We start from the raw sequence: 22,111 nt of genomic DNA, 5'->3' as shown, positions 1-22,111 counted from the left end.
ATCCTCATTCCAATCCAGCCTACATTTGAACGGTTAACAGATAGCAGGAATGACTTTTATGCAGAATGTATGGTTTCTTCGACATAAAAAGCGCATTCTCACCCTTGAAGCATCCTATCATCTGTCGAAAAACCGAACATTATGACATGGAGAGAAAAATTAGGACTAGCCTACTAGAGGTGATTATACAATCAACCAGTGTTAAAATCCAGATGTTTCATCACCAAATATCACATATTTTTGTTCTTTTTTTATTGAAAACGCTTAATAATTTAGCGATTTAACACACTAACGTTACAGCGATGTGATGTTATATAACAAAAACATACCGCATACTTTAGTGATGAGTGGAATTCCCCTGTTTTCATTTGTATTATTTCACCGTTCGTATTTTATGTATTCCCATGGTCTGTTATTCACAAGTCATCTGGTTTCATTGTTCCCTTTCAGACTATAGCCTATTCGCTCTACTCATTCAGAGATTCATCTTCGGATTTCTTCCAAGCCGTAAAAAAAGCCGCCATATAGGTACGGCGGCTTGTATCATACAATTTAAGCGTTGATTTTGCCTTTAGCTACAGTAGCCAAAGAGTTGAACGCATTGATGTCGTTAACGGCCAGATCAGCCAACATTTTGCGGTTCATGTCTACTCCAGCAAGTTTCAAACCATGGATCAGTTTGTTGTAAGACAAACCATTCATACGTGCTGCAGCATTGATACGAACGATCCACAGTCTGCGGAAGTTACGTTTCGTGTTGCGACGGTCACGGTATGCATATACCAGGGATTTCATTACTTGCTCGTTAGCTGTTTTAAAAATACGGTGTTTGGAACCGAAATAACCTCTTGCCAGTTTCAAAACCTTTTTATGACGACGACGTACTACAAAACCGCCTTTTACTCTTGCCATATTAAAGAACCTCCCAAATAAATATAAATGTATCCGTGGTATGTGTACGGCCGTAGCCGATCCCCCATACGGAATGTACTAATTAGAATTAGCCTTTCAAGTTAGCCAAACCTTGTTTCAAACGTCTAACATCCCCGGCAGCCATAACTGGGTTACCGTTCAGAACGCGCTTAGCACGTTTGGATTTGTGGGAAAGCAAGTGGTTTTTGTGAGCTTTGTAACGAAGGACTTTACCGGAACCGGTAATTTTGAAGCGTCCTTTCAAACTGCTGTGTGTTTTCATTTTAGGCATTTTGTGTTTCCTCCTCCAATGTTATCAGGCTTTAGGAGCCAAAATCATGATCATACTGCGGCCTTCCAATTTCGGTTGACGTTCAATAGTACAAAGTTCTGCAACTTCTACCTTTACGCGCTCCAAAATCCGTTGACCAATCGCGGCATGTGCAATTTCACGTCCGCGGTAACGAACAGAACATTTCACTTTGTCGCCTTCGTTCAAAAACTTAACTACATTACGAAGCTTCGTTTGATAATCGTGCTCCTCAATATTGGAACGGAACCATACTTCTTTAATGTCAACAATTTTCTGGTTCTTACGGGCTTCTTTTTCTTTCTTTTGTTGCTCATAGCGGAATTTGCCATAGTCCATGATGCGACACACCGGCGGTTTAGCCTGTGGTGCCACATTGACCAGATCCAAATTCAGGTCAATCGCCATTTGCAGTGCTTCGCGAATGGGCGTAATCCCAATTTGTTCTCCTTCAGCTCCGACAAGGCGTACTTCCTTCGCCCGAATCTCATCATTAATCATGTGATCTTTACTAATAACCGTCCACCTCCAGGTCATTTTGAATATCCTGTTACACAAAAATAAAAGGGATGCCGGTCAAGCTACCGACATCCCTGTAATCAACACAATTCTTCATGAGTATACACTTCATAAATTATTGGGATCGTTGACCAGCCAACATCATGTTGATCAGGTGAGAAGTCGGACTTCTACTTGTGATTCCATTGCTATTCGTTTCAAAGCCGTTTTAAAGCACTTGAATACTATAACATCCACGAAATGCATTGTCAACATCTCTACAACTTTTTTCTGAAATTATACATTTGTTATATCCGATGCCGACAAAGTCAAGCTTGCATGTTCCTTACCCTTGTTTGCTCTGTACCTCATCCAAGCGCACAACACGCGTGTGTTGAGTGTGACTCCACTGTTTGTTGTTCTGCGTAAAGAAAGCGTAGAACGTAATCGGGTACCATGACAACAGGTAAATCGGGAACAAAATCAGATATAGATAAACTTTGGCGAATGTAACCTTCTCCAGAGCCATGGACAACAGGAACGTCAGAATATTCAGGCCAATGGCCACGAATCCGACCCATAACGGGAAGTATCCATAAATGTTCGCAATGTGCGGACCATTGAATATTGCCATGTCTACCCACATTGCAGCAGTCATCAGGAATGTAAGCAATACAACATAGACATTGGCTCCATAGATAGCAAGGTCGAATTTCACCAAGCTTCTTTCCTTAATGGACTGCCAGAGCAGTGGGAAGAAGTATCTACGCGCAACTGTAAAGTGTCCTTGCATCCAGCGGAGACGTTGTCGCGCTGAAGCTTTGAACGTTAAAGGCTTCTCATCAAATACTTTGGCATCATAGTTGAAAACAGGATACACATTACGTTGCACACTGCGCATCGTAAACTCCAGATCCTCTACCAGACTTGTTGCGCCCCAGCCAATTTCCTTCAACAGGTTGGTCTCGAAGCACATTCCGGTACCTCCGAGGAAGTTCGCCATATTCAAGTTATGACGAGACAACTGCCACAGACGGTTGATGTACCAGTAAGATACACCGTATGCTGCAGTGATCCAGGAATCCTCCGGATTTTTCGTATCAATGTATCCTTGGATAACACGCGAACCATTGTTCAAGTCATCATTCATCTCAAGCAAGAAGTTACGGTCAACCAGGTTATCCGCGTCAAACATAACAACTGCATCATACTGACGTGGCAATTTCCACAGGTATTTAAGCATCCATTCGATGGCATACCCTTTACCTCTCAGATCAGCGTTGGTACGTACACAGGCATTCAACCCATGTTCTCTGACAATTTGAGCCGTTCCATCCGTACAGTTGTCACAGATGACGAACACATCATACAGATCTTCCGGATAATCAAGTTGTTTCAAGTTCTCCATCAAGGCACCAATGACCTGTTCCTCATTGTGTGCTGCGACGAGTACAGCGAATGATTTTGTCGCCGGATAATGTTTCTTTTTCTTTTTCTTAATCAGACCGAACAGCGAAAACGTGAATTGGTACACGGCTAGCAGTGCCAGAATGACCTGCATCGTGACGAATATAGCGTCCAACATCGTTCTCTGTTACCCCCTTTTTTTCAAAACCCAGTTTACTCAAGCATTTCTCTTCCTGATTCTGCAATTTATTTTTTTGTGATCTGCAGAATATGACCCTGTTCTTTTGTGTACTACGTGATTATATCAGGCAATGTTTCAAAGCTTGGTTGCTATCAGTTGGCTGCTTTATCGATTCTGTATTCTTTTCAGTCATTTGTCAAAACCCCAATTCCACTTTCTGAAGCAGAAATGTGATCTTTAAACGCTGAATAGACACTTCGTGATACCACAACCTCGCATTCATGCCTGTTATATCTTATTTTCAGCCGTTTACTTGATTTTTATTTCTAAAGTCCCTGCTTTTTTCATCAGCATGTCATTCTTCGTCAGAGGCTCTATAACAAATAACGCAAACAGACCTCAAAAAGTTTAAACCAAAACTCACATTTTTTTTACCTCATTTCAGCCATGTTGAATCATTGTATCTTTTTTGGCTAACCCAAGTCAAAAAGTTAAGATGGGTATATATCCACTCTTTAACATGAATTTTACGTTCTTTACATGTGTTCTTCTTGAAAAGGACAACATTTAAAAATATGATAAACATATACCTGAAATAACCTCAAGTTCACGAAAAACGGTTATATACTAATCAGGACGAAACCGGATGCAGAAAAATCACCGGAAATACTGCCGCCATTACGGGCGGCCTGACTGGCAGGAGGCCAATATGAGCCGTTTATTCTTAAAGTTTCAAGAGTATGATCGAAATGTTTTTATGTGGATCAACGGCCGACTTCATAATCGTTTTATGAATTTTTGGCTGTATTATTTCACCCATCTGGGTGGAGCAACTTCTTCTATTGCAGTATCCTTGTTAATCTGGCTGCTCGCTCCGGCTCCATGGAGCACAACAGGACTTCAGGCTTGTATCGCTCTTGCGGTCAGCCACATTCCCGTAGCCATCGCGAAAAAATTGTATCCCCGCATTCGGCCTTATCTGGCCTTGCCGGATACCATCACGTTCCGTAATCCCCTGACGGATCATTCGTTTCCTTCAGGACACACGACTGCCATTTTTTCGGTCACGGTTCCATTTATGACCACTGATCCGATCTTATTGCTAATATTGTTGCCTGTGGCCCTTATTGTCGGATTCTCTCGAATATATCTGGGATTACACTACCCTTCCGATGTTCTGGCAGGTGCCACAATAGGTACTTTAGTCGCACTTGCAACAGTTGCATTCTGGTCTTAAAGCCGATATGTTAGACTCAGAAAAACCTAGCAGGAACAGGTGAAGCAAGCGTGGAGAAAAAAAGAGTATTACTATTATCTGAAGGCTTTGGTACGGGTCATACTCAAGCTGCCTATGCACTGTCCAGCAATTTGCGAAAGCTGTCGCCAGACGTGCAGACGAAAGTGCTTGAACTTGGAAGTTTTTTAAATCCCAAGGTTGCACCTCTTATTATAACGGCATACAAAAAAACGGTTACCAACCAACCCAAACTCGTGGGATATGTATACAGACATCAATATAAAAAATCATTGAACCGGCTGACAACACTGGCGCTGCATAAACTGTTCTATACACACACACGCAGCGTCGTGCGTCAGTTACGTCCCAATGCGATCGTCTGTACCCATCCGATTCCAAGTGCTGTCATATCCAGACTGAAACGTCTGGGTGTACAGGTTCCCCTATGCACAGTCATCACCGACTATGATGCACATGGGACATGGATTAACCGTGAAGTAGACCTTTATCTGGTTTCTTCAGATGAGGTTAAGTCCAAACTGATGTTGCGTGGCGTACCAATAGACAAAATTCGAGTCACAGGCATTCCTGTGCATCCGAACTTCTGGGAGCATCCCGGACGAGATGAGATCCGAAGCAGATTCAACCTCAAGAACATGCCCACTGTACTGGTAATGGGAGGCGGTTGGGGGATGCTAAGTGATAAGTTGATCCATCCGTTGCTAACTCGCTGGCATGAAGATATTCAAATCATTTTTTGTCTGGGGCGCAACGATAAAGCACGGATCAGCATGGAACAGAACCCCATGTATCGCAAAGATAACATTCATATTATCGGGTACACGAATGAAATCGACAAATTGATGGAAGTATCCGACCTGTTGATCACCAAACCTGGGGGAATGACTTGCAGCGAAGGCTTGGCCAAAGGAATTCCAATGTTGTTTCACAACCCCATACCTGGTCAGGAAGAAGAAAACGTCCATTATTTTACTGCAAGAGGTTTGGGAGAACCCATAACTTCGCTCGACGTAGTGGTCAAATGGATGAACAAGTTGTTGCATCACTACCCGGATGTTGTACGTAAACGCCAACGCCATCTGGCGGAAATCGCTAAGGTTCATCCGATGGAGAGCGCTCAAAGTATTATCGATCTCCTGGAGGACGTTCGTCCTTCATCCGCAGAAGAGGCTCGTTTATGATTTTATGCCAAACGGGAGGCTGTTTCCCGAAGACTTCGTTCAATCACGCCTCTAACCGCCGGCTTCAAACAAGCCTGCAACCACATTGAAAAGGTGCCTTCGGATCTGAAGGCACCTTTTCTGTATGAAGGAAAGTACAAACTATTGGATGCCCGCTGACTTCAGGTACTCCTGCCACTGCTTGGTGTACTCTGCCTGAATTTTTTCCAACCCTGCTTGTTTAGCCTTCTCCATAAATGTGTTCAATCCAGCCTCCACGTCTGCCACCAATCCCACATTAAGCGGATACAAATATTGTTTTTCCACTTGCTCTAATGCAGCCTTCTCTGCTTGGTACGGAGTCCAGTCTTCAGCAAATCCTGTGAAAATATCCGGCTTTTTGATTTTGTCGAGATCTTCAAACATGGTCAGGACATCATCAAAGGTTTTATCATAGAGCATGAATTCCGGATTACGCCATGCCCAGCCATTCATGCCTTCACGCGGGAAGCCGTTTGTTTGTGCATCGCCGACCATTTTATAGTAACCATTATCTACCTCGAAGTTTTTGCCCTCAACGCCGTATTCAGTCAACCAGTTGTAGCGTTTATCTGTCACGAGCTTCTCATAAAATGCCAATGCTTTTTCCGGGTTTTTACTGCTACGCGGAATCGCAAATCCGTTATGGATCGGGTGAACCGGTTGTGCAAACCCTTTCGCATTCGGATATGGGAAATAAGCCAGTTTCCAATCTGGATGCGTAGACTGCACCTTGATGACATCTGCGTTAAATTTGTTCGGGTTCTCCCCGGAGAGAACAACAGCCGCTTTTCCATTTTGCAGCAATGAGTTGGAAGTATCTTTAACATTCAGTACGTTTTTCGGGAAAAAGCCTTTATCCATCCAGCGTTTGTATGTCTTCAGGTCTTCCAGATGCTGTGCCGATCCCCAGTAGGACGCCACAGTCGACGGTGTGTCGTACATGATATCCAGTCCATATGGGAGTTGACCTGCTGTATTAACCAGTTTGGATGTCAATTGACGAATACCATGGGTATGGTTGGCATTACTATCCGCGATCGGAATCATATTCGGTTCATTGGCTTTGATGCCCTCCAGATATGCTTCGAGTGTCTCCAGCGATTCCGGCTTCGGAAGATTGTACTTCTCGCGCAAGTCCTCACGATACGCAATTCCCTCGGTTACATACTCAATCCATGTCGATGGAACCGTATAGATTTTGTCATTGATTTTGACTGCATTCCACATATCTTCAGGTACATGAGCCTTCAGTGCTGGCGCTGCTGTTGGCAGCATTTCATCCAGCGGCAGGAACGCGCCCTTCTTCGCATAGGACTGGTAGAATGTCCAATCCGCTGTAAAGATCAGATCGATCGGCTGTCCGGAAGACAGCAGCAGTTTATATTTTTGATCCCAGTCGGTCCAGGAGGTGTAGTTGAATTTCACATTGACATTCAGATCAGCCTCAGCCAGCTTGTTAATCTCGGATTCAATGACAGGCAGATCTTTGGGAGCATCCCCAAGCATGTAAAATTGAAGCGTAACTTTCTCGCCTTTGTTCTCGGATGTTCCTCCCTGCTCGCTTCCTTGCGTCGATCCCCCCGAACCGTTATTACATGCGGCAAGCACCCCGGCGAACAACATCAGGGCAAGTACCAGAGACAGGTGCCGAATTGTTTTGTTACGCATACGCATCCTCCCTTTTTGTGGTGAACCTTTATATGTTAGCGCAGACTCGCCATGCTTCAGACCGGAAATGATGCCAGAAGCCTGATACCCACAGCGTGTTCACGTTCTAACCTTTCACTGCACCAATGGTAAGCCCTTTAACAAAATAACGTTGTACAAACGGATACAGGAACAGAATTGGTCCCGTCACAACGATAGCCATGGCCATCTTGGTTGATTCCGTAGGCACATCCTGACTGAGCGTGATCCCTGTGCCAATCGCCATCTGGTCAATGAAAGTAATCGTATTCATCGTGTTATAGAGATAAAATTGCAGCTGGTACATATCTGGGTTGTTAATGAAGAGGGATGAAGTAAACCAGTCATTCCAGTAACCCAGTGCCAGAAACAGACCTACGGTTGCGATACCAGGCATCGCCAGTTTCAGCACAATGCTGAAATAGATGCGGAAGTCATTCGCTCCATCAATTTTGGCGGATTCAATCAACTCATCCGGCACAGCCGAACGAATAAAGTTTTTCATCAGGATAATGAGAAATGGCGTCATCAACCCCGGGAAAATCAGTACCGTGTAAGTATCCGTAAGATTGAAGTAGTTCGCCAGCATAATATACCAAGGCACGAGTCCCCCACCAAACAACGTTGTGAAGTAGATAAAAAACGAGAAGGTATTCCGATACTTGAAGTCCTTACGTTGGAGCACAAATCCGGCCATCGTGATGAGGAAAAGCCCCAGCGTAGTTCCCACCACCGTTGTAAAGACCGTTACCCCATAAGCCTTGAGTACCTGAGTCGGGAATTTGAACACCATTTTGTAGCCTTCCAGGGAAAAGTCTGTCGGAAAGAGGTGATACCCGTCCCTCACAATGGACTCGTTGCTGCTGAATGAACCGGATAGAATGAGCAGAAACGGTATCAAACACATGATCGATAAAATGATGATGACGCTGTAGGCAATCAGTTGAAACATGAAGGTGAATTCTGAATCTCTGAGACGCGTATTCGTTCGAGTGTGAGTATTCATTGGCGTGTTCATGATCGTTCTCCCTCCTGCCCTGCGGGCGTTCTAGAACAAGGCGTAGTCCTCATTTACTTTGCGGATAATATAGTTGACGGTCATGATCAAAATGAATCCGAATAACGATTGATACAGACCGGCAGCAGTTGCCATCCCGATATCAAACGTTACTTTCAGTGAACGATACACATACGTATCGATGATATCCGTGGCGTTGTACAGCACCCCGTTGTTGCCGATCAGTTGATAGAAAAGGTCGAACTGACCCTTCATAATGCTGCCAAGCGAGAACAACAGCAGGATGACAAAGGTTGGCTTCAGCATCGGTACCGTGATGTACCAGATTCGCTGAAAAATATTGGCCCCGTCAATTCGGGCAGCCTCATAATACTCGTCACTGATCCCCGTTATGGCGGCCAGGTAGATGACCATGCTGTATCCAAGATTTTTCCACAGATAAAAGATGATGATCAGGAACACCCAGATCCAGGGTGTGTTATAAATGTCTACGGGGCCGGCCTCGAAACGTTTGAGCACCGTGTTCACGAAACCCGACTCGTAGTTAAACATGTTGTAAGCGATTACACTTAATAGTACAAACGAGATGAAATACGGCAAGAACATGACGGATTGCGTAATTTTCTTGAATAACCTGCCCCGGATTTCGCTAAGCATGATCGCACAGAAGATCGCCAGACCGTTTCCTAATATAATGAAGGCGAGATTGTAACCTACGGTGTTGGTTGTGAGCTTCAGCAGCATTCCCGACTGCCATAGGAACTTAAAGTTCTCCAGACCGACAAATGGACTGCCGAATAATCCTCCTTCAAAATCATACCGGGTAAACGCATAATAGATGCCGACCATCGGAAAATACGAGTTAATCAGAAAAAAGATCAGCGTGGGCAACAGCATCAGAAACATGATTTTGTTCTTGTTCAATTCTTTGAGCATGGCTCGATCCCTCCCGAATTTCTTGCGGTGCTGCCTGGTGGAGCTCTCTTTTTATTGTAGATGCTCTCTTCGCTCACGGATACTGAAGCTTCCCGTCAGAAAATGAACGATTCTGCGAAATGAACTATGAACAAAACGAACGAACCATGAAATGAACACACATCCGTTCACAAATGTTGATATCGTGCATAGTCTAAACCTAGTGAACAATCCAGCGAAAGTTGAACTTTATATAGAGAAAGCAGGCAAAACAGCCTGTCCAGCATTGATGTAAACGCATACATAATATATAATTCAAGTTACTCTTGCTCTTCTGCTCATCCATATATGAAATCTAGCGTATGTATATGAAGTTCTACGTTGTTCACCCAAAACAGGAGGTCCGAGGGGGAAAGGGAATGCGTAAACGTTCAGAGGACAGTCAGATGGTCTTCACACGAATTCTGATCGGCATTATTATCAGCACTGTCGCTACCTTGCTTGTGGCTTCCTCTATTTTGTACGTCAATTATAATCGTATTGCTCTTCGTCAGGTATATCGGACAGATATGAACAGTCTTACTCAAACCAGCCGTGAAGTGGCCAAAATGACCGAGACTGCAAAATCATTGTCATATCAGATTTATCAAGACTACACCATCTCTTCATTACTGCTCTATTCCAAACCCAATATCTATGAGATCACATCGGCGATGGAGCAGCTCGACAACTACCGTATGTCCCTTCCTTTTATCGAATCCATCTATGTATATAACTCCAAAAGCAATGAATTCTTTATCAGTTCCAACGTGCGCAATGGGCAGCAGTCCATCTCGGAGATCGACGATCAGGGGATTACAAGTATCCTCCAGAGCTTCCATGACTATAAACCTTTTGTGCCCATCCCGCGTACATATCAGGTCGGTTCTACCGAAGCAACAGAGGTTAACAGCTACACCTATCTCTGTTATGACACGATCAATGATAACGCCAAATTAAACTATGCTGTCATCGTAAATATCAAGGATGATTGGCTCAGTCCGAATATGAATGCTGTGGATCAACCAGGCAAGACCTTTATCGTGAATGAGAATGGAGACCTTTTATCTGACTTTGGCGACCGTGCATTGATGAAAAATCTCTCCAGCGAAGCATTTATGCAGCCGATCATGCAGGACATGCAGCAGTCCGCTTACTTTACTGAAGAGGTCGACGGAGAAAAATCGCTCATTACGTACACCGCTCCCGATGACCTGGGCTGGCGTTATGTGAGAATAACACCGTATGATCTGATTACCTCAGATATACGGAGTATGCGTACACATACCGTTCTGTTTTGTGTTGGGCTTCTCATCGCAGGCTTGCTGCTCTCCTACCTTGTGTCTCGAAAACTATATCATCCTATTGATAAGGTGCTTGTACGTTTGCGTGTGATGGAAGCGGAGCGACGTGGCAGTCTTCATTTGTTACGGCAGGATTTTCTGCGAGGGGCTCTGCAGGGCCGTGAAACAGTAACCGGAGGTATGCTGGAAGAACGGATGAAGTTCTATGGTTCCTCCATTGACGTTCAGCGTGTATCCAGGCTAGTTTTGCTGCGAATTGACCATTTTACCGAATTTAATGAAACGTATCGTGACGAGACCCAGCTTGTAAAATACGCCATGATGAACATATGCACCGAGACGGCTGATCTCCACTACAATGCGGAAGCTGTAGACATGGGCGGCGATCTGATCACACTCATCTTCAATGAAAAAGAGGAACTCCCTGAACTTGGCCAACCTGCTCCTAACCGGATCGAAGAATTGTTACGTATGATGCAGGCTGCTGTAATGACCCATTTGAAATGCTCCATCTCCTGTACCATCGGCACGGAAGAAGCATCATTGGAAGACAGCATTGCATCCTACACCCGATCAGCCGAAGCTTCACTGCATCGTTTGTTCATGGGACCTGGCTGTCTGATCTATACCGCTGACATCATGGCTTATCACACGAAAGAATACGCATTCCCAGCAGGTAAGGAAAGACAACTTGTCGATTATCTAATGACAGGCAAGACGAGAGAAGCCAAACAAGTCTATGCAGACATCGTCGGCGAGACAGCCGCCTATCCGTTTACCGTCTTCCAGCTAGCCTTATCCCATCTGACGATGACATTGAATCATGTACGAAATACCCTCAAAAAGAACAATCAGCTCACGCTTGATTCCGTCTCCGATGGTTTAATGCTGCCTGTCAAAGACGCTGAAGACATCAGTGAAGTACATGAACACTTCTATCGGATGTTTGATGAGCTTGGTTCCAAAGTCGAGGAGAAACGCACACTGAAGCATGAAGAGTTGATTCGTAAAATCAATGGCATTATTGAGCGGGACTATGCCGATCCCAATCTCTGTCTAACTTCGATTGTAGATGAACTGGGCATGTCGCCCATCTATGTGAGCAGACTCTACAAACAGCTCACCCTGAAAGGGCTCACGGATGTGATTAACGAAACCCGCATAGCCAAAGCTCAGCATCTGCTGATAGAGACAGAGAACTCCGTTGCCGATATTGCCGAGAGAACCGGGTTCACCAACAGTTCCTACTTCTACCGCATGTTCAAAAAGTTCAATGGTGTTACACCAAACGATTATCGCCGCAAAGAGTTCCATTCAGAGAACTTTTGAATTCATACCAGACATGAGTTTACGGAGTAATGCACATCGATTGTAAATTCAAAAAAAGAGCGACCTATGAGAATGAATCATTCACCTCATGTGTCGCTCTTCTTTAACGAGTTTAAATTAGATTTCGATTTATTCCTGTTCCTGACCTTCGCCAGACTCATCCGAAGCTTCACGAACTTTATACTTGTCCAGACGTATCTCCTGATACTCACGCAAGGCCTCTTCACCAACGATCACTTCAACGCGGTGAATGTTCATGCCTTTGCCCATGAATTTCTGCTCGTACTCGGTCATTACATGTTCTTCGTTCAGTCCATCGCGATGCAGATTCAGAGACAGATTCGTCATTTGCAGACCAAAGTCGGAAATGGCGTTGAGCGAGAAATCAAACAGCGTCTCCGAATCGGTTTTGAAATGAATCTGTCCTTTTGCATTAAGCAGTTCCGTATATTTCTTCAGGAAGCGCGGGTGCGTCAACCGACGACGTGCATGCTTTGCTTTTGGCCAAGGATCACTGAAGTTCAGATAAATGCGTTCCAGTTCTTCCGGCTCAAAAACTTCTTCGATCTGTTCGATATTCGCCAGCGCAAGCTTCAGGTTCGGAGGTGTCTCCACATCAGCCTGACTCCACGCATTACGAGCTTTCTCACTGGCACGACGCACCAGTTCATCATACATATCAATACCGATGAAATTAAATTCCGGATATTTATAACTCATTTGGCTAATAAATTGACCTTTACCCATACCAAATTCCACGAAGATCGGGTGATCATTGCCAAACAGTTCAGACCATTTTCCTTTATGTTGCTTGGGGTCCAGTACAACAAGATCGACTTGTTGCTCCAGATTTTCTCTTATCCCTTTTCTGCCACGTAAACGCATTTTATTCCTCCGTTTGTCCCATACTTGTCTCAGACTTATTTTGCCGAAGAACTGGCAAATTGTAAAGAGCAATGAAAAGGGAATCTTCGGATCTGCCACTTTGGGCAAATCTCAAAGATTCCCTCTTCGATTTATTTGGAATTGGGGTCCAACTACTTTAGTAGTTCATAGTCTACCTTATCTTGGTGTGAAAAATCAAATGTCTTTTCGAAAGCATCGCGAACTTTTTGTCTTGCAGCCGCTTTCACTTTCGGATTTCCATTAAAACGAACACCTGTTAAAGCCAGGGCTTCTTCTGCCGTCAATTCAACAGACACATGATTCAATTCATTGTTTTTAACTTGGGAATTCATTCATATCACCTCACGGTATAGTATGGTCCATGACGTCAACGTTGATTCAAATGCTATGATGAATAATACCCACTAGATGGTGTCTGACGTTGATTTAAATATAACACAAGGTGTAAACTATAGCAAGCAGAAAACCTTGATTTTACGGCCTATTTTTGCGTTTCGATTCCCTTTTTTTTCAGTTTTTTGATACAATGATAAAGTGAGCATTTTGCATAAATCCCATAAGCGTCTTCCAATCAGCAAGATATGGATCAGGATGCTTTTTCCTGTCCATATCTTGTACCCTTGAGCGATTCAAATCGAATAATGCAAAATGCTAATGTTCATGAAGACACCAATAATCGCTATCGATCGTCATTGATGGAAATCGCATAGCGCTTCTTCTTTTGTTCACGTATGATTACTGTAATTCGACAGTCAAAGGAGTACCGTAAAGATGAATGCACCTGCATTACAGCCCCCTCTCCTGTGGGGAGATAAACGATTCCATACCTGGAATTACGAGATGCGCGACCAATTTAACAATAAGGTTTTCAAAGTGATGCTCGATGCCGGATTCACCTGTCCGAACCGTGATGGTTCCATTGCCAAAGGTGGCTGCACCTTCTGCAGTGCGCGTGGATCAGGTGATTTTGCTGGCAGCAGACGTGAAGATCTGGTCACCCAGTTCAATACGATAAGAGATAAACAACATCTCAAGTGGCCTACTGCCCATTATATTGGCTACTTCCAAGCCTATACGAACACATATGCTCCGGTTGAGGAGCTGCGCGAATATTTTGAAGAGATTCTGGAGCAACCCGGTGTTGTTGGTTTGTCCATCGCCACTCGCCCGGACTGTTTGCCAGATGACGTCGTTGATTATTTGGCTGAACTGAACGAGCGCACCTACCTGTGGGTTGAGATGGGGCTTCAAACCATCCACGATTCCACATCGACATTGATCAATCGAGCGCACGACACGAAGTGTTACGAAGAAGCCGTTGAGAAACTGCGCAAACGGAATATACGCGTGTGTACACATATCATATATGGTCTGCCTCAAGAGACGCATGAAATGATGCTGGATACTGGACGTGCCGTCGCCAACATGGATGTACAGGGCATCAAGATTCACCTGCTACATCTGATGCGCAAAACACCAATGGTGAAGCAATACGAAGCCGGTCTTTTACGTTTTCTGGATCAGGACGAGTATATCAAGCTGATCGTAGATACACTGGAGATGCTTCCACCGGAAATGATTGTACACCGCCTTACAGGGGACGCACCGCGTGATCTGCTGATTGGACCGATGTGGTCCATGAACAAATGGGAAGTGTTGAACTCCATTGATCGTGAGCTGCGAGAGCGGGATTCCTGGCAAGGTAAGTATTGGAGGCGAGCATAGATGGGCTTTCTTTCAGTTCTCAGCTGTGCGCATCAGTGGATTGCTTCCCGTCTGCAGCCAGGTGATCTGGCCATAGATGCAACGGTGGGTACAGGAGCAGACACACTATTTTTGGCACAACAAGTAGGCAAGCGTGGTCAAGTGATTGGGTTCGATATTCAAAGTGAAGCTCTCACGCTGGCACAGGCTCGGATTCGAAAGCAAGATGACGAAGCCAAGCTTGGCTCCATCTCCATGCTTCAACTGAGTCATGATCGCATGGCAGAAGCGGTGCCTGAGTCATGGGTTGGTGAAGTTGGGGCGGTCATGTTCAACTTGGGGTACCTGCCTTCAGAAAGTGCAGACTCCTCCATCATCACCGAGACAGACAGCACGATCGCTGCACTCGAAGCCGCACTCGCTTTATTACGTCCTCGCGGGATCATTACGGTTGTGCTCTACCCCGGTCATGACGGAGGGGCACAGGAAGCAGAAGCTGTATTGGAATGGTCCTCCACCCTGCCGGTAGAACAGGCACAGGTCGTGATGTATCGCCAATTACAGCGAGAGACTTCTCCTTTTCTGATCGGAATCGAGAAAAAATAATTTCCTTTGTTCACCAAATACAATAAACTAGACACAGTCGCAAGGTGAGCCATTACTGGCGTTCTCTTACTGCGATCTGTGTTCTACATACACATATGCAAACGTATTCACTTGTTTGTTCATGGCGACTACATGCCCATGACTGATTAAAGCGATCCACCATTTCATATACTAGAGGAGAGATTACTGATGTCTACGCCATACCCATTACAATTCCAACCTGAATTCAAAGAACGTGTGTGGGGCGGTCGTGCGCTGGAGCAATTTGGCCTTACGCCCCCTGAAGGACATATTGGAGAAGGCTGGATGATTGCAGATCATCCCAATGGTACAACCAAGGTATTAAATGGAGCACTTGCTGGCAAGGGTCTGGATGAAGTTCGTGAACAGCTGGGCACAGAATGGCTTGGAACCAAAGGCGTTTCCGAGAAAGGTGGACGTTTCCCCCTTTTGATTAAATTGCTGGATTGTAACGATGACCTGTCCGTTCAGGTTCATCCGACAGACGAGTACGAGGCACTTCCTCCTGGCGAGCTTGGCAAAACAGAAATGTGGTATGTCCTCGACGCGAAACCGGGCGCACACATCATCTATGGCTTGAATGAAGGTGTGGATCGTGAAACATTGAAAGAAGCATTGGAGAACGGTACGGTGATGGATACCCTTCGTCAGGTTCCTGTTGAAGCTGGTGATACGTTCTTTATCCCTGCAGGAACGGTACACGCGCTCTGTGCGGGTGTGGTTGTCGCTGAGATTCAGCAAAACTCGGATACGACGTACCGGATCTACGATTACAATCGTCCAGGCCTGGACGGCAAGCCACGTGAGTTGCATGTTGAAGACTCGCTGAATGTAACCGCCTATGAGGGCGCAGGTGCCTCAACAATGAAAACAAACAACGCTACTCCTGGTGAATGGCTCAAGCTTGCGGAATGCCCTTATTTTGTGGTTGAAAAAGGCATCGTGACTGAACGTTGGGAACTCTCCACCAATCCTGACAGCTTCACGATTCTCGTCGTCTGTGAAGGCGAAGGAACACTGTCGTGGGCACATGCTGAATCAGACAACATTGAATTGAAGGCCGGACAATGTTATCTCTTGCCAGCCAATCTGGGTTCTTATACATTAGATGGAAATACCACTGTTCTTCGCTCTTATCTGCCATAAATCAAGCTTATATGTAACCTGTGAAGGAGGAATTACACGAGATGCAGGAATCTACCTTTGCCTTGGTCGGTAGTGAAGGTACCCGTATTCATGTGTACCGCTGGCTTCCCGATCCGGAATGCAATGTTAAGGGCGTCGTGCAAATCGCACACGGCATGGGTGAGACTGCGGCCCGTTACGCCGAGTTTGCCGACACTCTCACCAGACACGGTTACGCGGTCTATGCCAATGACCATCGGGGTCATGGCAAAACCGTGGAGAGTGCCAGCTTGCTCGGTAATGCTGGTATCGATGCCTTCCGCTGGATGGCGAGTGATATGATCAATCTGGGCGAAGTAGCCGCCAAGGAGAACCCTGGGGTGCCTCTGTTTCTAATGGGGCACAGTATGGGCTCATTCTTGGTACAGCATCTCATGTACGCTGGTCATGAACGGTACCATGCCTTTATTTTATCCGGGACCAATGGCAGACGTGGTCTTCTCCGGTTTGGAGAGAAACTGGCCTTCTTGCAGTGTGGCATTCAGGGGGCTACTCATCCCAGCATGCTGCTTAATGCGATTGTATTCGGTGGATTTAACCGCTCTTTCCGCCCTGCGACAACTCCGTTTGACTGGTTGTCCCGGGACACGCAAGAGGTTCAACGGTTTATTGATGATCCCATGTGCGGAGCGGTCTGTACAGCAGGATTCTTCCGTGATTTCTTCAAATTGCTGCTTGAAGTTCATCTTCCACACAATATGGAGCGCATACCTAAACATAAACCCGTATATCTGTTCTCCGGTGAGAAGGACCCTGTTGGACTTCATGGCAAAGGCGTTCTTAATCTGGTCTCTCAGTATAAGAAGCTTCATCTGGAGAATATTGAATACCACCTGTATCCAGGTGGGCGCCATGAAATGCTGCATGAGACGAACCGAACAGAAGTGGCCCAGCACGTGGTGAGCTGGCTAGAGCGGAATACACCTGACTCTAGTGAACACGACGATGCAGTGAGCCCTGCTGAGATGGCTGACTCTATATAAATGATATAACTAATTACAAGAAGCCCCTGAATCGGATGTACAGCTCACGCTGCGCTCCAGTTCAGGGGCTTTCTTGTTAAAGAATATGAATAATAGCTATGATCAAACCTTATGGATTAACCTTCAATTAACAGGGATTCCGGGTCTTCAAGCAGCTCTTTTACGGTCACCAGGAAACGTACAGCTTCACTGCCGTCGATAATGCGGTGATCATAGGACAACGCGATATACATCATCGGACGATTTTCCATCCGCTCTGCATCAATTGCCACTGGACGAAGCTGAATCTTATGCATCCCTAGAATACCCACTTGAGGTGTATTCAGAATTGGTGTAGACAACAAGGAACCAAATGTTCCACCATTGGTGATGGTGAACGTTCCACCTTGTAGATCAGACAATGCCAGCGTGTTGGAACGAGCTTTGGATGCCAGATCCGCGATGCTCTTCTCGATCTCGGCAAAGCCCAGACGATCAGCATCACGTACAACCGGTACAACCAGTCCTTCCTTCGCAGATACGGCGATGCCGATGTCATAATACTTTTTGAGCACAACATCTTCGCCATCAATCTCTGCGTTGATTGTCGGGAATTTTTTCAAAGCGCCCACAACTGCTTTGGTGAAGAAGGACATGAAGCCCAGGTTAATCTCATGCTTCTCTTTGAACTTGTCCTTACGGCGTTTACGTACATCCATGATAGCAGTCATATCTACTTCATTAAACGTAGTCAACATAGCTGCTGTCTGCTGAGCCTCTACCAGACGTTTGGCAATGGTCGCACGGCGACGAGACATGCGTTGACGCTCAACTGGTTTGGTATAGGTGGAACTACCCGCTGCCGGAGCACTTGGTGCTGCTGGAGCTTTACTTGCAGGTGGAGCAGCAGGAGCAGGCGCCTGATTGCTATGGCTCTTCACATCATCCTGGTATACCCGTCCAATCGGATCTTTGCTCTGAACCTGATCCAACTCGATACCACGCTCACGTGCCAGTTTACGGGCAGATGGTGAAGCTGTCTTGTTACTATCGGATGACTCTGGTGCTGCCGCAACAGGTGCCGGTGGTGTTGGAGCTTCAGGTGCAGGCGTAGCGGCCTTTTTCTCTTCAGCTGCTGCCGGTTCGGAAGCGGGTGCACCGCTTCCTCCTCCAGATCCAGCCGAGAGTGTACCGATCGTTTCACCGATCTCTACCGTCTCCCCTTCCTGACGAATGATCTTCTCCAGCACTCCACTTTCTTCTGCGCTGATTTCAATATTTACTTTGTCCGTTTCCAGTTCAAGAAGCACATCACCCTGATTAACGGTATCCCCTTCTTTGACCATCCATCTGGATACAGTTCCCTCAGTTATTGACTCACCCATTGCAGGTACTTTAATTTCACTCACAGCTGTTACCTCCCCAGTGGAATATTATTCTTCGTCGTTTGCTTCAACGCAGATGTAATAATCTGTTGCTGTTCCATACTATGCACAAGTTGATAACCGCTGGAAGGACTTGCATGTTCCGGGCGACCTTCGTATCTAACGGTTGTGCCTTCCGGGGCGACTTCACGAAGACGAGGCTCCATGTATGTCCAGGCACCCATGTTTTTGTTTTCTTCCTGCACCCATACCAGCTCTTTTACATTGCTGAAACGTGCGAGTACACGTTTGATCTCTTCTGCCGGGAACGGATACAGCTGTTCCACTCGAATGATATGAAGCCATGACCAATCTGCTTTATCTTTTTCAAAAGCATCTTCCAGGTCAATGGCAATCTTGCCACTGCACAAAATAATGCGCTCCACGCGATCCGGCTGTGTACCCAGTCCAGCTTGCTCCAGCACAAGCTCAAACTTGCCTTCGCTGAATTCGACTGCTGGTGAAGCAACACGCGGATTCCGAATGAGACTTTTCGGTGACATCATCACAAGCGGACGAGCATCTTCCGTTTCAGTCAACGAAGCTTGACGACGCAACAAGTGGAAGTACTGGGAAGCACTCGACAAGTTGGCAACCGTCATGTTGTCTTCTGCACAAAGCTGCAGAAAGCGTTCAAGACGAGCACTTGTATGCTCAGGTCCCTGACCCTCATTCGCATGTGGAAGTAACATAACCAGACTGGATTTCTGAGACCACTTGGCGCGACCCGCTGATACAAACTGGTCAAAAATAACCTGTGCACAGTTGGCAAAATCACCGAATTGGGCTTCCCAGATAACCAGTGTATCTGGTGAATATACGTTATATCCGTATTCGAATCCAACAACCGATTCTTCTGATAACGGACTGTTATAGATTGCAAAGGATGCTCTTGCCTGTGGCAAGTGATGCAATGGGCAGAACTTTGATCCATTCTCCGAATCGTGCAATACCAGGTTCCGATGAGCGAATGTAGCACGCTCAGCATCCTGTCCACTAATCCGAATTGGCTTGCCATCTGCCAGAATGGTTGCAAATGCGAGTGTCTCCGCAAGGCTCCAATCCACTTTTTCCCCTTCGTTCAAGGAAGTGCTCCGGCGCTGCAAAATCCGCTGCAACTTCGGATACACATTGAAACTCTCAGGCCATTTCAGCAGATCTGCATTAATGCTGCGCAGATTCTCCAGTGGTACCGCAGTTGGCGTAATCGTAACGGCTTCCGGCTCGCTGATTTTTCGTTGGTAATATTCATGTACTTCATTTTTCTTCATCTGGTCGTAAGCTTCTTTTAATTTGTTCATTACTCCATCGCGAATACTCGCAATAGACGCATCATCGATAACCGATTCTTGCTTCAAGTGATCTTGATACAAGTGGCTTACCGTTGGATGGTTTTTCACCTTGTCATAAACGGTAGGTTGCGTCGTTTCAGGATCATCCGTTTCATTATGGCCGTAACGACGATAACCGATCAAGTCGATCAGGAAATCCTTTTTGAAACGATTGCGATACTCTGCCGCCATACGAATGGCTGCAATACACGCTTCCGGATTGTCCGCATTCACGTGTACAATCGGAATTTCGTACCCCTTGGCAAGGTCACTTGCGTAGTACGTTGAACGGGAATCACTGCTATCTGTAGTGAAGCCCAGACGGTTGTTGACGATAATATGAATAGTTCCGCCATTCTGATAACCTGGCAGAGCTTTGAAGTTTAGCGTCTCTGCAACGATCCCCTCTCCAGGGAAGGCTGCGTCACCATGCATCAAAATGGTGGCTGCCTTCGTTACGTCCTGCTTCGGATATCCAGGGTCACGACGGTCATCCTGAGCCGCACGCGCAAACCCTTGTACAACCGGATTGACGTATTCCAGATGGCTCGGGTTATTCGCCAAAGTAAGGCGGGCTTGCACAGTCTCACCGTCTTTCACAAAACGGTTGGCACCCATATGATATTTGACATCCCCCGTCCAACCATAGTTAATTCCGGTTGAACCTTCCGATGGAACCATGTCCTTATTCGGAGCATGATGGAATTCAGAGAAAATCTTGCTGTACGGTTTGCCCAATACATGAGCCAGTACATTCAACCGCCCACGGTGGGCCATCCCCATCAAAATGTGGCTTGATCCGGCTTCTGCCATGATGCGAACAGCCTCATCCAGCATCGGTACAAGCACATCATTACCCTCGATGGAGAAACGTTTCTGCCCAACAAAAGTTTTGTGAAGGTAATCCTCAAACTGCTCGACTTCCACCAAACGCTCCAGCAACGTCTTGCGTTCCTTCGGCGTAAGCGGGGCAGGTGATGTCCGAGATTCCGCACGGCGATTCAGCCACTCACGCTCTTGAACTTCGTGCACATGACTGAACTCATAGGCCATGGGTCCAGTGTAAATCTGGCGCAAGCGCTGGATTGCATCCCATCCGGTTGCTGTCTGCCCATCTGCACCTTCCCAGATCAGGGAAGCAGGTAAAGCTTTCAAATCTTCTTCGTTCAATTCAAAATGCTGAGGTTCCAGCAAAGATGTATCTGTATCTTCACTGATTCCAAGCGGATCTATATCTGCAGCAAGATGACCATACGTACGGATATTCCATACCAGTTTGCCCGCTGTAACCGCTTTCTGTAATAATTGAATGTCTACGTTTCCGGAAGCCGATTGGGCGTTGCCGGAATTCGAGGTTGTACGTGCATCCCTGCCAGACATCGGCGGTGCACCCCATTGTTCAAATAATTCCCGATAGGCCGGTGTTACCGAACCAGGGTCTTGAGTGAATAATTCATATTGTTCCTGTACGTATCCCATATTGGGGCCATAGTAACTTTCCCAGGGCTTCTTGTTGCCTTCCACGATCGTCATCGACGTTCCCTCCGTCTTGATTTAGTCATAAGTTTTTGACGGAAATCATTGACTAAGCCGTAATTTGCGTTCGTTCAACATTTTAAGCGAAATTTTTCATGAAGTCCAATAATCGTGCTGTTGGTGGTAGTAACGTTAGTCCGACGCTCCCGTCAAGGTTTGTCTGCGTTTTCAAAATCATAGTAAAACAATGATTGTATATACCGTCGCACAGATGTCGAATACTGTCCTGATCCGTTCGAAGGTTACACCTTCTCCTCTTTTTCAAGTGAAGTCCGTGTTCTAATATCTATTCTATAAACTTTTACGCTCAGGAGCATTTCCTATTTTTAGTTCAATTGATGCATAAATTAGATGAATCGAATAAATCGAGCAATTTG

General features: G+C 45.9%; 18 protein-coding genes. 7 read left to right on the top strand and 11 right to left on the bottom strand.

Going from position 1 to position 22,111, the window contains the following annotated elements; all coding sequences use genetic code 11:
- Positions 1 to 552 precede the first annotated feature (552 nt).
- From rplT to NYE45_RS08455, 4 genes are all read right to left on the bottom strand, one after another.
- A complete protein-coding gene (rplT, locus tag NYE45_RS08470) occupies positions 553 to 912 on the bottom strand; it encodes a 50S ribosomal protein L20 (protein WP_017689664.1) in 360 nt (119 codons plus the stop codon).
- Between the two features lie 88 nt (positions 913 to 1,000).
- A complete protein-coding gene (rpmI, locus tag NYE45_RS08465) occupies positions 1,001 to 1,204 on the bottom strand; it encodes a 50S ribosomal protein L35 (protein WP_017689665.1) in 204 nt (67 codons plus the stop codon).
- A gap of 24 nt (positions 1,205 to 1,228) precedes the next feature.
- Positions 1,229 to 1,723, bottom strand: coding sequence for a translation initiation factor IF-3 (gene infC, locus NYE45_RS08460; RefSeq protein ID WP_062833422.1), 495 nt, complete (start codon positions 1,721 to 1,723; stop codon positions 1,229 to 1,231).
- A 343-nt stretch (positions 1,724 to 2,066) separates the two neighbouring features.
- Complete coding sequence (locus NYE45_RS08455; RefSeq protein ID WP_062833421.1) at positions 2,067 to 3,305, bottom strand: glycosyltransferase family 2 protein; 1,239 nt, start codon at positions 3,303 to 3,305, stop codon at positions 2,067 to 2,069.
- A gap of 712 nt (positions 3,306 to 4,017) precedes the next feature.
- On the opposite strand from NYE45_RS08455, the gene NYE45_RS08450 reads away from it, so the two are divergent.
- Positions 4,018 to 4,545 carry a phosphatase PAP2 family protein gene (locus NYE45_RS08450; RefSeq protein ID WP_340016383.1) on the top strand — a complete coding sequence of 176 codons (528 nt, stop codon included), beginning with the start codon at positions 4,018 to 4,020 and terminating at the stop codon, positions 4,543 to 4,545.
- 50 nt (positions 4,546 to 4,595) lie between these two features.
- The gene (locus NYE45_RS08445) at positions 4,596 to 5,747 is read left to right on the top strand and encodes a glycosyltransferase (protein WP_340016382.1); all 1,152 of its coding nucleotides are present in this window, start codon (positions 4,596 to 4,598) and stop codon (positions 5,745 to 5,747) included.
- A gap of 141 nt (positions 5,748 to 5,888) precedes the next feature.
- Here NYE45_RS08445 and NYE45_RS08440 read toward each other — a convergent pair whose 3' ends face one another.
- The 3 genes from NYE45_RS08440 to NYE45_RS08430 form a co-directional block, all read right to left on the bottom strand.
- Positions 5,889 to 7,436 carry an extracellular solute-binding protein gene (locus NYE45_RS08440; RefSeq protein WP_340016381.1) on the bottom strand — a complete coding sequence of 516 codons (1,548 nt, stop codon included), beginning with the start codon at positions 7,434 to 7,436 and terminating at the stop codon, positions 5,889 to 5,891.
- 106 nt (positions 7,437 to 7,542) lie between these two features.
- Positions 7,543 to 8,472: a carbohydrate ABC transporter permease gene (locus NYE45_RS08435; RefSeq protein ID WP_340016380.1), complete on the bottom strand. Its 930-nt coding sequence runs from the start codon at positions 8,470 to 8,472 to the stop codon at positions 7,543 to 7,545.
- Between the two features lie 30 nt (positions 8,473 to 8,502).
- The gene (locus tag NYE45_RS08430; protein WP_017689672.1) at positions 8,503 to 9,408 is read right to left on the bottom strand and encodes an ABC transporter permease subunit; all 906 of its coding nucleotides are present in this window, start codon (positions 9,406 to 9,408) and stop codon (positions 8,503 to 8,505) included.
- A 398-nt stretch (positions 9,409 to 9,806) separates the two neighbouring features.
- On the opposite strand from NYE45_RS08430, the gene NYE45_RS08425 reads away from it, so the two are divergent.
- Positions 9,807 to 12,059: an AraC family transcriptional regulator gene (locus NYE45_RS08425; protein WP_340016379.1), complete on the top strand. Its 2,253-nt coding sequence runs from the start codon at positions 9,807 to 9,809 to the stop codon at positions 12,057 to 12,059.
- 129 nt (positions 12,060 to 12,188) lie between these two features.
- Here NYE45_RS08425 and trmB read toward each other — a convergent pair whose 3' ends face one another.
- Both trmB and NYE45_RS08415 read right to left on the bottom strand, forming a co-directional pair.
- Complete coding sequence (gene trmB, locus NYE45_RS08420) at positions 12,189 to 12,944, bottom strand: tRNA (guanosine(46)-N7)-methyltransferase TrmB (RefSeq protein ID WP_340016378.1); 756 nt, start codon at positions 12,942 to 12,944, stop codon at positions 12,189 to 12,191.
- 152 nt (positions 12,945 to 13,096) lie between these two features.
- Entirely contained in the window at positions 13,097 to 13,297 is a 201-nt protein-coding gene (locus tag NYE45_RS08415; protein WP_036610190.1) for a hypothetical protein, read from the bottom strand.
- A gap of 439 nt (positions 13,298 to 13,736) precedes the next feature.
- Between NYE45_RS08415 and NYE45_RS08410 the strand changes: the two genes are divergently transcribed.
- From NYE45_RS08410 to NYE45_RS08395, 4 genes are all read left to right on the top strand, one after another.
- On the top strand, positions 13,737 to 14,690 hold the full coding sequence (locus NYE45_RS08410; RefSeq protein WP_076330245.1) for a TIGR01212 family radical SAM protein: 954 nt from the start codon (positions 13,737 to 13,739) through the stop codon (positions 14,688 to 14,690).
- Positions 14,691 to 15,275: a class I SAM-dependent methyltransferase gene (locus NYE45_RS08405; protein ID WP_340016377.1), complete on the top strand. Its 585-nt coding sequence runs from the start codon at positions 14,691 to 14,693 to the stop codon at positions 15,273 to 15,275.
- A gap of 189 nt (positions 15,276 to 15,464) precedes the next feature.
- Complete coding sequence (locus tag NYE45_RS08400) at positions 15,465 to 16,442, top strand: type I phosphomannose isomerase catalytic subunit (protein ID WP_340016376.1); 978 nt, start codon at positions 15,465 to 15,467, stop codon at positions 16,440 to 16,442.
- Positions 16,443 to 16,483: 41 nt separating this feature from the next.
- A complete protein-coding gene (locus NYE45_RS08395; protein WP_340016375.1) occupies positions 16,484 to 17,464 on the top strand; it encodes an alpha/beta fold hydrolase in 981 nt (326 codons plus the stop codon).
- Between the two features lie 116 nt (positions 17,465 to 17,580).
- On the opposite strand, the gene odhB is transcribed toward NYE45_RS08395, so the two are convergent.
- Together odhB and NYE45_RS08385 are read right to left on the bottom strand one after the other, a co-directional pair.
- Positions 17,581 to 18,852 carry a 2-oxoglutarate dehydrogenase complex dihydrolipoyllysine-residue succinyltransferase gene (gene odhB / locus NYE45_RS08390; RefSeq protein ID WP_340016374.1) on the bottom strand — a complete coding sequence of 424 codons (1,272 nt, stop codon included), beginning with the start codon at positions 18,850 to 18,852 and terminating at the stop codon, positions 17,581 to 17,583.
- A 5-nt stretch (positions 18,853 to 18,857) separates the two neighbouring features.
- Entirely contained in the window at positions 18,858 to 21,731 is a 2,874-nt protein-coding gene (locus tag NYE45_RS08385; RefSeq protein ID WP_340016373.1) for a 2-oxoglutarate dehydrogenase E1 component, read from the bottom strand.
- Between the last annotated feature and the right edge of the window lie 380 nt (positions 21,732 to 22,111).

The organism is Paenibacillus sp. FSL K6-1318 (genome assembly GCF_037976905.1).
GTDB classification, from domain to species: Bacteria; Bacillota; Bacilli; order Paenibacillales; family Paenibacillaceae; genus Paenibacillus; species Paenibacillus amylolyticus_A.
Note: the sequence above shows the minus strand (reverse complement) of the source record. Positions and strands in the feature narration are given on the sequence as shown.

Bases quoted from the DNA above. Each gene is read 5' to 3' on its own strand.
- rplT (WP_017689664.1), bottom strand. From the start codon at position 912: ATGGCAAGAGTAAAAGGCGGTTTTGTAGTACGTCGTCGTCATAAAAAG.
- rpmI (WP_017689665.1), bottom strand. From the start codon at position 1,204: ATGCCTAAAATGAAAACACACAGCAGTTTGAAAGGACGCTTCAAAATT.
- infC (WP_062833422.1), bottom strand. From the start codon at position 1,723: ATGATTAATGATGAGATTCGGGCGAAGGAAGTACGCCTTGTCGGAGCT.
- NYE45_RS08455 (WP_062833421.1), bottom strand. From the start codon at position 3,305: ATGTTGGACGCTATATTCGTCACGATGCAGGTCATTCTGGCACTGCTA.
- NYE45_RS08450 (WP_340016383.1), top strand. From the start codon at position 4,018: ATGAGCCGTTTATTCTTAAAGTTTCAAGAGTATGATCGAAATGTTTTT.
- NYE45_RS08440 (WP_340016381.1), bottom strand. From the start codon at position 7,436: ATGCGTAACAAAACAATTCGGCACCTGTCTCTGGTACTTGCCCTGATG.
- NYE45_RS08435 (WP_340016380.1), bottom strand. From the start codon at position 8,472: ATGAACACGCCAATGAATACTCACACTCGAACGAATACGCGTCTCAGA.
- NYE45_RS08430 (WP_017689672.1), bottom strand. From the start codon at position 9,408: ATGCTCAAAGAATTGAACAAGAACAAAATCATGTTTCTGATGCTGTTG.
- NYE45_RS08425 (WP_340016379.1), top strand. From the start codon at position 9,807: ATGCGTAAACGTTCAGAGGACAGTCAGATGGTCTTCACACGAATTCTG.
- trmB (WP_340016378.1), bottom strand. From the start codon at position 12,944: ATGCGTTTACGTGGCAGAAAAGGGATAAGAGAAAATCTGGAGCAACAA.
- NYE45_RS08415 (WP_036610190.1), bottom strand. From the start codon at position 13,297: ATGAATTCCCAAGTTAAAAACAATGAATTGAATCATGTGTCTGTTGAA.
- NYE45_RS08410 (WP_076330245.1), top strand. From the start codon at position 13,737: ATGAATGCACCTGCATTACAGCCCCCTCTCCTGTGGGGAGATAAACGA.
- NYE45_RS08405 (WP_340016377.1), top strand. From the start codon at position 14,691: ATGGGCTTTCTTTCAGTTCTCAGCTGTGCGCATCAGTGGATTGCTTCC.
- NYE45_RS08400 (WP_340016376.1), top strand. From the start codon at position 15,465: ATGTCTACGCCATACCCATTACAATTCCAACCTGAATTCAAAGAACGT.
- NYE45_RS08395 (WP_340016375.1), top strand. From the start codon at position 16,484: ATGCAGGAATCTACCTTTGCCTTGGTCGGTAGTGAAGGTACCCGTATT.
- NYE45_RS08385 (WP_340016373.1), bottom strand. From the start codon at position 21,731: ATGACGATCGTGGAAGGCAACAAGAAGCCCTGGGAAAGTTACTATGGC.